At 65.2% G+C, this 12,613-nt stretch carries 12 protein-coding genes; 7 read left to right on the forward strand and 5 right to left on the reverse strand.

Features of this window, described 5'->3' with window-relative positions:
* Window positions 1-36: 36 nt before the first annotated feature.
* The 6 genes from ACQR13_RS25765 (at window position 37) to ACQR13_RS25790 (ending at window position 5,330) form a co-directional block, all read left to right on the forward strand.
* Window positions 37-1,026, forward strand: coding sequence for a small ribosomal subunit Rsm22 family protein (locus tag ACQR13_RS25765; protein ID WP_434844150.1), 990 nt, complete (start codon window positions 37-39; stop codon window positions 1,024-1,026).
* 144 nt (window positions 1,027-1,170) lie between these two features.
* Window positions 1,171-1,599, forward strand: coding sequence for a COG4315 family predicted lipoprotein (locus ACQR13_RS25770; protein WP_315750410.1), 429 nt, complete (start codon window positions 1,171-1,173; stop codon window positions 1,597-1,599).
* Window positions 1,600-1,788: 189 nt separating this feature from the next.
* Window positions 1,789-2,346, forward strand: a complete 558-nt coding sequence (locus ACQR13_RS25775) for a LemA family protein (RefSeq protein ID WP_315750409.1) — start codon at window positions 1,789-1,791, stop codon at window positions 2,344-2,346.
* A 33-nt stretch (window positions 2,347-2,379) separates the two neighbouring features.
* Window positions 2,380-3,579 (forward strand): M48 family metalloprotease, encoded by a 1,200-nt coding sequence (locus ACQR13_RS25780; RefSeq protein ID WP_315717272.1) that lies wholly within the window; start codon window positions 2,380-2,382, stop codon window positions 3,577-3,579.
* Between the two features lie 264 nt (window positions 3,580-3,843).
* A complete protein-coding gene (locus ACQR13_RS25785; protein ID WP_009025709.1) occupies window positions 3,844-4,605 on the forward strand; it encodes a hypothetical protein in 762 nt (253 codons plus the stop codon).
* A gap of 56 nt (window positions 4,606-4,661) precedes the next feature.
* Window positions 4,662-5,330 carry a hypothetical protein gene (locus ACQR13_RS25790; protein ID WP_315717273.1) on the forward strand — a complete coding sequence of 223 codons (669 nt, stop codon included), beginning with the start codon at window positions 4,662-4,664 and terminating at the stop codon, window positions 5,328-5,330.
* Window positions 5,331-5,346: 16 nt separating this feature from the next.
* Here ACQR13_RS25790 and ACQR13_RS25795 read toward each other — a convergent pair whose 3' ends face one another.
* Window positions 5,347-5,886, reverse strand: coding sequence for an adenine phosphoribosyltransferase (locus tag ACQR13_RS25795; protein WP_172133418.1), 540 nt, complete (start codon window positions 5,884-5,886; stop codon window positions 5,347-5,349).
* 135 nt (window positions 5,887-6,021) lie between these two features.
* Window positions 6,022-8,184 (reverse strand): anthranilate synthase component I, encoded by a 2,163-nt coding sequence (locus tag ACQR13_RS25800; RefSeq protein ID WP_315717274.1) that lies wholly within the window; start codon window positions 8,182-8,184, stop codon window positions 6,022-6,024.
* Window positions 8,185-9,199: 1,015 nt separating this feature from the next.
* On the opposite strand from ACQR13_RS25800, the gene ACQR13_RS25805 reads away from it, so the two are divergent.
* Complete coding sequence (locus ACQR13_RS25805) at window positions 9,200-10,624, forward strand: tetratricopeptide repeat protein (protein WP_434841230.1); 1,425 nt, start codon at window positions 9,200-9,202, stop codon at window positions 10,622-10,624.
* Window positions 10,625-10,686: 62 nt separating this feature from the next.
* On the opposite strand, the gene ACQR13_RS25810 is transcribed toward ACQR13_RS25805, so the two are convergent.
* The 3 genes from ACQR13_RS25810 to ACQR13_RS25820 form a co-directional block, all read right to left on the reverse strand.
* On the reverse strand, window positions 10,687-11,523 hold the full coding sequence (locus tag ACQR13_RS25810) for a DUF3658 domain-containing protein (protein WP_434863373.1): 837 nt from the start codon (window positions 11,521-11,523) through the stop codon (window positions 10,687-10,689).
* Complete coding sequence (locus tag ACQR13_RS25815; RefSeq protein ID WP_315750406.1) at window positions 11,520-11,747, reverse strand: hypothetical protein; 228 nt, start codon at window positions 11,745-11,747, stop codon at window positions 11,520-11,522. Before ACQR13_RS25815 ends, ACQR13_RS25810 begins: the two co-directional genes overlap by 4 nt.
* A gap of 177 nt (window positions 11,748-11,924) precedes the next feature.
* Complete coding sequence (locus tag ACQR13_RS25820) at window positions 11,925-12,497, reverse strand: TetR/AcrR family transcriptional regulator (protein ID WP_315717278.1); 573 nt, start codon at window positions 12,495-12,497, stop codon at window positions 11,925-11,927.
* Window positions 12,498-12,613: the final 116 nt, after the last annotated feature.

Below are 12,613 nucleotides of genomic sequence, written 5' to 3' on the forward strand. Positions count from 1 at the left end.
CCGCGCGGCGGCCGGACTGACGCGTGGAGAGGACCGATGATCTCTCCTGATCTGCCCGCCGCGCTGAAGGCGTCCCTCGAAGCCATGCTGCACGGGCAGTCGCGGCAGGATGCAGCCGCCCGGGCGGCCCGCATCTCGGCCGCCTACCGCAGCGGCGGCAATTCCGGAACGATCACGAGCGACGCCGACGCCATTGCCTATGCCACGGTGCGAATGCCGGGGACCTACGCGGCGGTCGTTGCCAGCCTCAATGCCGTGATGCAGGCGAGCCCGGACTTCGCTCCGGCCTCGCTGCTGGATGTCGGTGCCGGACCAGCGACCGCGAGCTTCGCTGCGGCGGAAGCGTTTCCGCTGCTGACCTCGTTCAACGCCGTCGATTCCAATCCAGCGTTGCGCGGGCTGGCGCTGACGCTCGCTGACGACACGATGCGCCTCCGCGACCTCTCTTATGCGCTGGGACCGGCGCGAGCGCTGCTCGATCGTGCCGGAAGGGCCGATCTCGTCATCGCCAGCTACATGATCGGTGAGCTGACGGATGCCGAGCGCTCTGCGACCGTCGACGCGCTGTGGGCCAGGACCGGCGATGCGCTGCTGATCGTCGAGCCCGGCACGCCCGCTGGCTATCAGCGCATCATCGCCGCGCGTGACCGCCTGATCGCAGCCGGGGCTCATGTCGCGGCGCCCTGCCCGCACGCAGCGCCGTGTCCCCTCGTGGCACCGGACTGGTGCCACTTCGCGCAGCGGCTGGCGCGGTCGCGGGCACATCGCGAACTGAAAGGGGCTGACGTCCCGTTCGAGGACGAGAAGTTCAGCTTCGTTGCCCTCACCCGCAAGCCAGCAACGCATCGGCCCGCCGCGCGCGTGCTGGCGCCGCCGGCGGTCACCAAGGTCGGGGCAACCGCGAAGCTGTGCCAGGCGGATGGTGCCGCTGGCGTCATCAGCGTTCCCCGCCGCGACAAGCCCGCCTTTGCCGCCGCCCGCCGGTGGGACTGGGGCGACGGCGTGGAGCGGCCGCCACGGCCGTAGATACCGTCGCGGCCGCAGATGGTTAACGACAGGTCGTGTTAGTCTCTCATTTTCGCGATTTCGCGAAACCCGAGAGAAATCGCTGCTTGCTACGGTGAGCTGCAACAGGCGCTGGATGCGCTGCTCACACGGGAACGCGTTTCGATGTTCAGGACGATGATGATCACCGCCGCGCTGCTGGCTTCGGCAGGAACGGCCCTGGCAAACGGCCACGGTGGTGGATCCTCGGCACCGCCCCCACCGAAACAGGAGGGCCCGCCGGCCAAGGCCATCGTCGGCAAGAACGGTCCCGTCCTGGTCGACCCAAAAGGGATGACGCTCTACTATACCGAGCGCGACAACACCGGGAACAAGTCGACCTGCGACGGTGCCTGTGCCGAGAAGCGGCCGCCGCTGATCGCCCCCGACAACGCGACCGCCAGCGGCGACTTCACCGTCATCACCCGCAGCGACGGCAAGAAGATGTGGGCCTACCGCTACCGGCCGCTCTACACCTCGCAGCTCGACAGCGTCCCCGGCGATATCAAGGGCAACGACCCCACGCAGCAATGGCGGGTCGCCCGTCCCTATTGAGCCCTGCGCATCGTTGCCTCCGACGCCAATTCGGTCGCCTGGGCGTCCATCGAACGGACCGGCCAGGCTCAAGCGACTTGAACGGGCACCCCCCGTGATGCGACCAATGCACGCCGGTCCACCTGCGGACCGGCGGCGCCGTCGCGTGTCGGCCGCCTCGTTCTCCCGCCCTCTCCCTCGGAGCCCGTCATGTCCGGCTGGATCGTCCTCGGCATCATCGTCATTCTCGTGCTGTTCGCCCTTGGCGCCTACAACCGGCTGGTCGCCCTCAGCCAGCGGGTCGGCCAGGCCTTTGCCGACATCGACGTCCAGCTCAAGCTGCGCCACGACCTGATTCCGAATCTGGTCGAGACCGTGAAGGGCTACGCTGCGCATGAGCGCGGCACCCTCGACGAGGTCATCAAGGCTCGCAATGCGGCGATGTCGGCGCAGGGCCCGGCCCAGGTCTCGGCCGCCGAAGGCCAACTTTCCGGCGCACTCGGTCGCCTGATCGCGCTGTCCGAGGCCTATCCGGACCTCAAGGCCAACGCCAACTTCCAGCAGCTCGCCGGCGAGCTCTCCGACATCGAGAACAAGATCGCCGCCAGCCGCCGCTTCTTCAACAACGCGGTCCAAGAGTATAATACCGGCATCCAGCAGATGCCCGCCGCACTGTTCGCCGCGACCTTCGGCTTCACGCGCAAGGAGTTCTTCGATCTCGGCGCCAGCCGGACCGAAGTCGAGGCCGCGCCGAGCGTCAAGTTCTGATCCCGCGCCCTCCGCGCTGAAGGGTCCGACGCCATGGCCGCCTACGGTCTCTACACCCACATCGCATCGAACAAGACTCGTTCGGTGCTGCTGCTCGGCGGCCTGTTCCTGCTGATCTACGTGCTGGTGTTCGCCGGCGCGCTGATCGCGGAGGTCATGATCAACGGCAATGGCAGTGTCGCCTATTACATGAACGCGGCCACCCGCGACCTGATCAGGGCGCTGCCCTGGGCCACGCTGGGCGCGGCGGCCTGGATCGTGATCGCCTATTTCTTCCATCAGAAGATGATCGACGCGGTCACCGGCGGGACCGCGGTGACGCGTCAGGAGCAGCCGCGGCTGTACAATCTGCTCGAAAACCTCTGCATCTCGCGCGGCATCACCATGCCGCAGCTGAAGATCATGGACAGCCCGGCTCTGAACGCCTTCGCGACCGGCCTGAACCCGCGGCAATACGCGGTCACCGTCACGACCGGCCTGCTCGACGCGCTCGATGACCAGGAGATCGAGGCGGTGCTCGGCCACGAGCTGACCCATATCCGCAACGGCGACGTCCAGCTGATGGTCGTGGCCGTCATCATCGCCGGCGTGGTCGGCTTCTTCGGTGAACTGTTCTTCCGCCTGTTCACCAACATGAGCTGGGGCGGCGGCTGGGGTCGCTCGTCGTCGTCGTCCTCCTCGTCCGACTCCGACCGCAAGGGCTCCGGCGGCGGGGCCATCATCGTCGTGATCATCGCGGTGGTGCTGATCGTGGTGGCCTGGCTGCTGTCCCAGGTGGTCAAGCTGGCGCTGTCGCGCACCCGCGAATACCTTGCCGATGCCGGGTCGGTCGAGCTGACCAAGAATCCGGACGCCATGATCACCGCCCTGCGCAAGATCGAAGGGCGCGGCGAACTGCCCGGCGCCACCTCCGCCGTCATGGAATTGTGCGTCGACAATCCGCGCGAGGGCTTTGCCGACCTGTTCGCCACCCATCCCTCGGTCGATGCCCGGGTCCAGGCGCTGATCAGGTTCGCCGGCGGCCATGATCCGGGCCCGATGGCGCTGCCCACGGACGAGGCACAGCCGGACGACACCGGCGCCAACGCGACCGAAAGCGACGCTCCGCCACCGTTGCCGTCCGGTGGTCCCTGGGGCCAGGCCGATGGCCCGGCCCCGCCATCTGGCCAGGGTCAAGCCGCTCCCCAGGGACCGTGGACCACCCCCGCGACCGGTCCCTGGGGCCGGCACTAGTCGCCGCCTTCGCCGCGGAATTCAGCCGCCAATCCCGTGCGACGGGCAATTGTCCTGCCATTCGCTTGCAAGTGCTTCCTCGCCGGCTCGAACGCCCGGGCCGGAATGCCTCCGATTGCTCCAGCCTGTTGCGGCGAAGGCGCAAATTTCCCCGGTCCCGTGCTGCAATGAATTTGAATTCTCCAGCGTTTCTGCCATGTTCGCGCCCAAAGCAGAATGCAATGCGCCGGCCCCCTGGCCGGCCTCAGGGCTGAAGGACTTTCCATGGCGAAACCGGCAGTGGTTGTGGTGGGTGCGGACAAGGGCGGGGTCGGCAAGACCACGGTGTCGCGGACGTTGCTCGATTATTTCAGCGCCAACAACGTCCCCACCCGGGCGTTCGACACCGAGCATCCGCGCGGCACCTTGAAGCGCTTCCACCCGGAGATCACCGAGATCGTCGACATGAATTCGACGCCGGACCAGATGAAGATCTTCGACACCCTGAGCGCGGTGGCGCCGTCGGTGACCGTGATCGACGTCCGCGCCGGCCTGATGTCGCCGACGCTCGCCGCGCTGCGCGACATCGGATTCCTCGACGCCGCCCGCTCCGGCCAGATCACCTTCGCGGTGTTCCACATCCTGGGCTCGTCGATCGCCTCGCTCGACGAGATCGCCGAGACGGCGAGCTACATGATCGGCGCGAAATATTTCCTGGTGAAGAACTTCATCAACAACACCAGCTTCTTCGAGTGGGACCAGTCGACCTACAATTCCTACTTCCACCGCATCAAGGACGCGACCGAGCTGACCATCCCGAAGCTCAACGAAATGGCGTTCGAGCAGGTCGAGGTCGCCTCGGTGCCGTTCCTCAAATTCGTCGCCAACAAGGGTCCCCGCGACGAGGCCGCCAACTACTCCTTCGTGCTGCGCGGCTATGTCCGGCATTGGCTCGCCAACGTCTGGAGCGAGTACGACCGCATCAAGCTGACCGACATCGTCGGCTCGACCAAGGCGGCGGCGCCGCGGCCGGCCGGGGAAAAATAGCAGCTCCGTGAAGGATGGGACTTTATCGCAACCGCATTTGACCTGATATAGGTCGGATGCCCGCGACGCCTGTCTACATCGTCTGCTCGCCCCGGCCGCAATCCGGGAAGACGCTGCTTGCGCGGGTGCTGAGCGAGTTCCTACTGCTGAAGAACGGCCAAGTGCTCGCCTTCGACGTCACCTTGCGCGAGCCGTCGCTGCTCGACTTCCTGCCGCAGATCACGGAGACCGCGACGATCGAGGACACCTACGGCAAGATCCAGCTGATGGACCGGGTGATCCTCAACGACGGCATCCCCAAGGTGATCGACCTCGGCTACTACTCGTTCGACGAGTTCTTCAAGATGTCCGAACAGATCGGCTTTTTGAAGGAGGCCGCGCGGCGGAACGTGGTCCCGATCATTCTGTTCTGCGCCGAAGGCGACCGGGTCTCGATGCGCGCCTACGATGCCCTGCGGCGCCAGATCCCGAAGCCCCAGCTGATCGTGGTCGAAAACGACCACGTCCTTCGCGAGGAGCTCCCCGACCTCTACAGCCGCAGCAAGCATCTGCACATTGCCGCCCTGCCCGCGTTCCTCAGAACCTATATCGAACGTTTTTCGTTCTCCTTCACCGGCTACCTGCGCCAGGAGAAGGACCCCTCCACCGAGCTCTATCAATGGATCCGGCGCAACTACTATGCGCTGCGCGAGATCGAGAACGAGCTTCTGATGCAGCGGTCCTGACGCCGCCGCGCGCTTCTCAGTGCCCTTCGAAGGAGATCAGCGTGCGCACGGGCACGTCGAGCGCGCGCAGCTTGGCGGCGCCGCCGAGATCCGGCAGGTCGATGATGAAGCAGGCCGCCACCACGGTCGCGCCGATCTGGCGCAACAGCTTCACCGCGCCCTCGGCCGTGCCGCCGGTGGCGATGAGGTCGTCGACCAGGATCACGCGCTCGCCGGGCTGCACCGCGTCGACATGCATCTCCATCTCGTCGGTGCCGTATTCCAGCGCATAGGACATGCTGACCGTCTTGTGCGGCAGCTTGCCTTTCTTGCGGATCGGCACGAACCCGGCCGACACCTGATGCGCCACTGCGCCTCCGAGGATGAAGCCGCGGGCCTCGATGCCCGCGACCTTGTCGATCTTGGAGCCGGCCCAGGGATGCACCAATTCGTCGACCGCGCGGCGGAACGCGCGCGCGTCCGCCAGCAGGGTCGTGATGTCCCGGAACAGGATGCCCGGCTTCGGATAGTCCGGAATGGTGCGGACGGTGTTCTTGATGTCCAGATCGAACGTCATCGTGCTCTCATTGCCTCGTTTGGCCGTGACCGCGAGGAATTCATCATTGCGAGCGAAGCGAAGCAATCCAGGGCCGCGAAAACAACTCTGGATCGCTTCGTCGCTCACGCTCCTCGCGATGACGGCAACCACCTCTCACCCCGGCTGATTGAGCCGGAACGCATTCTCCACGATCCTCAAACCCACGGCATCGCCGAGTGACATCAGCGATTCCGGATGGAACTGCACGCCGCCGACCGGCAGCGTCTTGTGCTCGATCGCCATCGCCACGCCGTCCTCGGTTGCCGCCGTGACGGTCAGCACCTCCGGCATGCTGTCGCGCTCGACGAACAGCGAATGATAGCGGCCGATGACGATCTCGTTCGGCAGGCCCTGCATCAGGCGGCCGCCGCGCACCTGGACCCGCGAGGGCCTTCCATGCGCCGGCTGGGCAAGCTGGCCGAGCTGGCCGCCGAAATACTCGCCCATCGCCTGCACGCCGAGGCACACGCCGAAGATCGGCAGCTTCTTCGCGAGCGCAGCGTCGATCGTCGTCGAGATCTTGAAGTCCTCGGGGCGGCCTGGCCCCGGCGACAGCACGATCAGATCCCAGCTTCGTTCGGCGAGCATCTTCAGCGCGTGGACATAACGCACCACGGTGACGTTGGCGCCGACCTGGCGGAAATAGTCGGCCAGCATGTGAACGAAGCTGTCGTCGTGATCGATCAGCAGCACGTTCTTGCCGGAGCCGGTGGCATCCGGCGCGGTCGACGACAGCGGCTTCGGCGGATCGCCGCGCAGCGCCTGGAACAGCGCCGCCGCCTTGACCTGGCACTCACGATCCTCGGCTGCGGGATCGGAATCGAACAAACAGGTGGCGCCGACACGGACCTCGGCGAGCCCGTCCTTCATGCGGATGGTGCGGATCGTCAGGCCGGTGTTGATCGAGCCGTCGAAATTCACCGCGCCGATGGCGCCGGCATACCAGCGCCGCGGCGAGCGCTCATTGTCCTCGACGAACTGCATCGCCCACAGTTTTGGCGCGCCGGTCACGGTCACGGCCCAGGCGTGGGTCAGGAAGGCATCGAGCGCGTCGAAGCCCGGCCGCAGCATGCCCTCGACGTGATCCACCGTGTGGAACAGTTTCGAGTAGGTCTCGATCTGCCGGCGCGCCAGCACCTTGATGGTGCCGGGCACGCAGATGCGCGCCTTGTCGTTGCGGTCGACGTCGGTGCACATGTTGAGCTCGAACTCGTCCTTCTCCGAGTTCAGGAGCTGGCGGATCTGCTCGGCATCGCCGATGGCGTCGCGGCCGCGGGCGATGGTGCCGGAGATCGGACAGGTCTCGACGCGACGGCCGTCGGAGCGGACGAACATCTCGGGTGAGGCCGAGACCAGGAACTCGCCGTCGCCGAGATTCATCAGCGCGCCATAGGGCGACGGATTGATCCGGCAGAGCCGCTGGAACACTTCCGCCGGCGAGCGCTCGCACGGCTCGGCAAAGAGTTGGCCGGGCACCGCCTCGAACAGGTCGCCGCGGGCAAACGCGGCGCGGGCCTTCTCGACCGTCGCCTGGTACTCGCCGGGCGCGTGATCGGCAAACCCCTGGCGCGGCTCCTTGAGATAGATGCTGGCGTCGGTGTCGCGCGACAGGCCTTCCGTCGACTGTCCGTTCCAGGAAAAATCATAAGACAGCACGACGCCGCGGCCGGTGGCGCGGTCGTAGGCCAAGAGGCGATCCGGCACGTAGAGCACGATGTCGCGCTGGTCCTTCTCGCGCGGCCGCTTCTGCTGGAGGTCCTCGATCTGGAACACGAGGTCGTAGGCGAAGGCGCCGAACAGGCCGAGCAGCGGGTCGTCATTGGCCGAGAGCGCCGCGATCATCGCCCGCACCAGCGACATCACGCTGGCGCGCCGCGTGCGCTGGTCCTCCTCGACCGGGGCCGGGCCGCGGACGATGTGTCCAGCGAGCCGCGCCGGCGAAGCTTCGGTGATGACCACACAGGGCTCGCGCAGCGTGTCCTTCAGGAACGCGATCAGCACCTCGCCGCGGCGGTTCAGCGCCTGCAGGGTGAAGTCAGTGCCCTTGGTCTCCAGCACCAGCGGCGGATCGGCGAAGCCGAGGTCGAAACTCTCGTAGCGGCCGGGCACGGTCGTGCCCGAGGACAGCACCACGCCACGGCGGCGGTCGAGCAGGTTGATCAGGTCATCGAGCCGGCTGGCGCCACCGGAAAACTGCTCGACGGCGCGCGTGATCGCGAGCCCGCTGGAGGTGCGGTAGTCGCTGCGGGCCGGAAGGGCGAAAACGGTCCTGTTCATGGGGTCCTCTTGGGCGTCCTCTTACGGAATTTGCCGAGGAAACGCCACACAGGACCAACCGGAAGCCGCCGCTGCGTGGCGGCCCCTCTGCGATCTCATGTCAAACAAATCGCACCGGCCACCTTTTACAAGGTGCGCCACCAGAGACGGGCTGGGCGGACAAGGGTGCTCATGGGGCGGAACTGACCACGGCGGGCAGCCGGGGTCAAGGGCGGCGGGGCCACAAATGGGGGTGTGATGCCTCAGCCGATCAACAGAGGCGCCGCGGGCCGGCTGCCCGATACAGCGCCCTCGCCCCTTGTGGGTCCCCTTGTGGGAGAGGGCATGTGCGGCCCATCCGCTAACGCGGTTGGGTGAGGGGTCTCTCTCCGCAGCGGCGCTTGCAGAGGCATACCCCTCACCCAACCGAGCATGCCGCTCTGTCCTACATGCCCTCTCCCGTAAGGGGCGAGGGCGCAATAATACGCACCGGCGAGCGGAAGGCACTGGCGCCGACGAGAATGACAAAGGAATATGCAGCAGCATTCTCGCGACACATGATGCCCGAGTGATGATCATCAATTCCGCCCTCCAAGTCGAGGGCGCAGGAAAGGCCGGGCATCGGCTGATGCCCGTGGCCCGCCTGCAGCAAAAAAAGCAGGCGGCAGTCACCACAGGTCAGCCGGACGACCGGCCTTCCCTGCGCGATGGTCTGACGGCTTATACGCACTCTCCCCGGGGACCGGGCTGTCTTGCCCCCGTGACCGGCGGATCATCATCACCACCGGCGCGGCCTCAGCGTCGGGAGGCCAGGACCATGCGACTTCACCGTGCGCGCCCGCCGTTCGTCCGCACGACGTCTGCCATGCTGCGACGTGACACGCCCACCGCATCTCCACCCCGCGTGTCGTGACGATCGCGATACGCCCCTCGTGCCGGGGTGGGACGGAGATATCAGAGCACGAATTCCGAAAAATAGAAACAAGAATGTTTTTTGGCGAAGGACTGGACAGGGCAAATCAGCTTGAGGCGGCTGATGAATTTCGCGGGGCGGCGCATGATCGACCAGCCCGGCACGGAGATCATCGGCAGAGCGAATATCCGAATTGCCGGGCATGCAGTGCCCGGTCTATGCTGCATCGTCTCCCTTGCTGAAGGCATTCGTCCTTTGCGACGCCATCCCCTGGCCTTGCCCGCCATGCTCCTCTTTGCCGCGGCGACGGCGCCCGACGTTGTTGCGCAGGGCGAGCCGCCACTGGCCTGGTGCCTGGACCGCCGTTTCCCGGCCGACCAGCGGATCGAGAGCTGCACCTTCGCATTGCAGTCCGATCGATGGTCCGGACAAGATCAGATCCACGGCTATTTCAATCGTGGCAATGCGTACTATGAGAAACAGGAGTACGACCGCGCCATAGCCGATTTCACCGAAGCGATCAGGCTCGATCCCTCCTACCCGGCGGCCCGCAACAATCGTGGGTTCGCCTACGCAGGCAAAGGCGACTACGATCGGGCGATTGCAGATTATGACGAGGCGATCAAGCTCGATTCGAAGAAGCCGCTCTACTACTACAATCGCGGCTTGGCCTACTTCTCGAAAGAAAATTATGATCGGGCGCTCACGGACTTCAATCGAACGTTGGCGCTGGACCCCGAGCAAGCCAAGCCCTACGTTGATCGCGGCGCAGTCCATGTTCTGAGGAACGACTTCGATCGCGGTCTCGCAGATATAGACGAGGCGATCCGACGCGACCCGACTGACGCCACCGCATACACCCTTCGCGCCGCCGTGCATAAACACAAGAAGCAGTTCGACCGCGCCATCGCCGACTACAGCGCTGCAATCAAATTCGGCCTGACGCCCGCGAAAGCCCTTAACGCCCATTTCAACCGAGGGATCGCGTATTTCGAAACAGGTGACATCGATCACGCCATCGCCGATTTCGACGAAACGATCAGGCGCGATCCGGGTCACGTTCTTGCCCATGTCAATCGCGGCATTGCATATGACGATAAGGGCGATCACGACCGTGCCATCATAGATTTCGGCGTGGCGATCAAGCTCGAGCCGCAACACGCGAAAGCATACATGAACCGCGGCGCGGCCTACGACAAGAAAGGCGATCATGATCGCGCCATCGCCGATTTTGACGAGGCTCTGAGGCTTAATGGCAAGCTTGCAGAGGCCTTCAACCGTCGCGGTATCGCCTACGACGACAAAGGGGATCACGACCGGGCCATCGTCGACTTCGATCAGGCCATCAGGCTCGATCCGAGCTATGCCGATGCCTACAACAATCGCGGCCTCGCCTACAAGGAGAAGGCGGACTACGATCGCGCGATCGCCGACTTCGACGCGGCCATCGCCCTGGCGCCGGATTTCTCCGAGGCCCAAGGCAACCGGGATGCGGTTCGCGAGCTGAAGAAGAGCCGCGGGGCTGCAATGCCGGCCCCGGAACGTTAGACGGGTCCGCGGCTGATGCGGACGCGGCGCTGGGTCCGGCCAACCCGGCTATTCCTGACGCGTCATGCGCAGCCGCCCGCTAACCGCAACTCACTGCGATGCATATCGAACAGGTCGCCACGAGACTCGAGGCAACCTGCTGCTACGAGCGCACGGGCGCGCGCGAACAACTCGATATCGCCCGTCTGCAGCACAATCGTCCCGGTTTCGCAAAGCGCCTCCCCGATAATGCTCGCCGCCTTCTGCCAGTCGGCCGTGGCAAATGACAGCAGCACCGAATCGAAGAACGAGATCGGCGCTGACACCAATTCGCCGTCGCGAATGACGCGCAACGGCGCGTTCTCCGCTTTGAGGCGCGCCCAACGTTCTCGGCAGGCATCACGCCGGCTTGGCGACAGAACGGTCCGCAGATCCCACAGTGCATTGTCGCGAATTGTCTCCGGCGACACTAAACCCAGGCTGACGGCCAGCCGTGGCGCCTTCGGCCCTGTCTCCCCTGCCCGCACGACTGTGTCGGTGAGATCGACGATCTCGATCGGCTCATCGCCGAGCCGCCACAGGAGTTCGAGGAAGCCGGCATATTCCTGGGTCGATCGCCGCGTGAACCAGGCGATCCGTCGGTTGTTGCTCGAGAGTGCCTCGTCCCAGAACGATGTTGCCTGGCCGCCCACCTCTTCCCAGCCTGACACTTGCAATTCCTGGTCCATCCAGGCGGTTCGCAGCTCCGGGTCGGGTGGATTGATCGGACCAAAGCTCAGGCTGTCGGCAAAGCCAATCACGCGGTCGCTGCGCCCAGCCTGCTGGAGCGCAGCGCGCAACGTGCCTGCAGCGGACATGTTGAAGACGACATGAAGGATCGCGTGGGGAATTGTTATCTCCCTTGCCAGACGTGCGTTCACGTGGGGCGAGTCACGATGACGCTTCCCTCGCGCCCCATCGCCGCGCGAGCTTGCTGAAGCGCACCGATGACTCGATCGAGCTCTTCGGCCGCCATGAAGACCTCGATGTCGCCGTCCGTCCTCAACGACAGCGACAATCCAACGCTGCTGCCGACGACGCGAACCAGCACGCATGCGTCGTCGCCGGACGACTTGTCGACGAACGTGATCGGCTCGGTGCTCATGCGGGATCCAGGATCATCTGATAGGCCATGCTAGCAGATATCGAAACGTCGTTGGATTCGACATGCCGCCAAACTGGCGGTGCGCTCCCCTCCCCCTTGCGGACAGGGGAGCTCACTGGCGTTGGGGCGAGCGGCACCTCACAACTTGCGAAGCCGAGCGCTCGCGCGGCAGCGGCTCTACAGCAGCGCCAGCGCGGCTTGTTTGAGGTGGGCGGCGATGGCATCGCGGGCTTCGCGTGAGCCGACGCTGCGCGCCATCGTCACCCCTCCCGAGAGGATCGCCATCAGCGACCAGGCCTTTTGCAGCCGAGCTTCATCGGTGCTCCCCTGCAGCCCCTTTGCGATCTGCTGCGCGACCCTTTCGAGCGCGGTGCCATAGGCGGCCTTCGTTTCCTCGCTGGCGCGCGTCACGTCCGGCGTCAGGCTCTGCAGTCCGCAGCTCGAGTCCAGGATGCAATGGAGACGTTCTCCGAGATAGAATGCGATGAACGCCTCGGCCCAGCGCGCTCCCATCTGCTGCTGAAGACTCGCAATGCCCGTCCTGAGATCGTCCAGCCCGGCCAACGCGGCGGCTTCGAACGCGGCGTCCTTCGACTTGAAGTGACCGTAGAACGCGCCGGACGTGACCCCGGCTTCCTTGGCGAGGCCGTCGACGCCGATGCCGCCATAGCCAAGCCGGCGAAAGCCGCGCCCCGCGGCCTCCAACAACTTCGTCTTTGCTTCCTGCTTATGCTCGGCGTGGTACCGCATCTGGCGCCTTCCATAGCGATCGTTATTTCATGCTTGACTGATAACGATCGTTATTCTATTGGTGGATCACGGTCGTTATATAATGACCGCCGTTCCCCGGGACAACCGCCCTAGGG

It is taken from the genome of Bradyrhizobium sp. HKCCYLRH3059, from assembly GCF_051168035.1.
In the GTDB taxonomy this organism is placed as follows: Bacteria; Pseudomonadota; Alphaproteobacteria; order Rhizobiales; family Xanthobacteraceae; genus Bradyrhizobium.

Coding starts and splice junctions, on each gene's coding strand:
- ACQR13_RS25765 (WP_434844150.1), top strand. CDS start 37: ATGATCTCTCCTGATCTGCCCGCCGCGCTGAAGGCGTCCCTCGAAGCC.
- ACQR13_RS25770 (WP_315750410.1), top strand. CDS start 1,171: ATGTTCAGGACGATGATGATCACCGCCGCGCTGCTGGCTTCGGCAGGA.
- ACQR13_RS25775 (WP_315750409.1), top strand. CDS start 1,789: ATGTCCGGCTGGATCGTCCTCGGCATCATCGTCATTCTCGTGCTGTTC.
- ACQR13_RS25780 (WP_315717272.1), top strand. CDS start 2,380: ATGGCCGCCTACGGTCTCTACACCCACATCGCATCGAACAAGACTCGT.
- ACQR13_RS25785 (WP_009025709.1), top strand. CDS start 3,844: ATGGCGAAACCGGCAGTGGTTGTGGTGGGTGCGGACAAGGGCGGGGTC.
- ACQR13_RS25790 (WP_315717273.1), top strand. CDS start 4,662: ATGCCCGCGACGCCTGTCTACATCGTCTGCTCGCCCCGGCCGCAATCC.
- ACQR13_RS25795 (WP_172133418.1), bottom strand. CDS start 5,886: ATGACGTTCGATCTGGACATCAAGAACACCGTCCGCACCATTCCGGAC.
- ACQR13_RS25800 (WP_315717274.1), bottom strand. CDS start 8,184: ATGAACAGGACCGTTTTCGCCCTTCCGGCCCGCAGCGACTACCGCACC.
- ACQR13_RS25805 (WP_434841230.1), top strand. CDS start 9,200: ATGAATTTCGCGGGGCGGCGCATGATCGACCAGCCCGGCACGGAGATC.
- ACQR13_RS25815 (WP_315750406.1), bottom strand. CDS start 11,747: ATGAGCACCGAGCCGATCACGTTCGTCGACAAGTCGTCCGGCGACGAC.
- ACQR13_RS25820 (WP_315717278.1), bottom strand. CDS start 12,497: ATGCGGTACCACGCCGAGCATAAGCAGGAAGCAAAGACGAAGTTGTTG.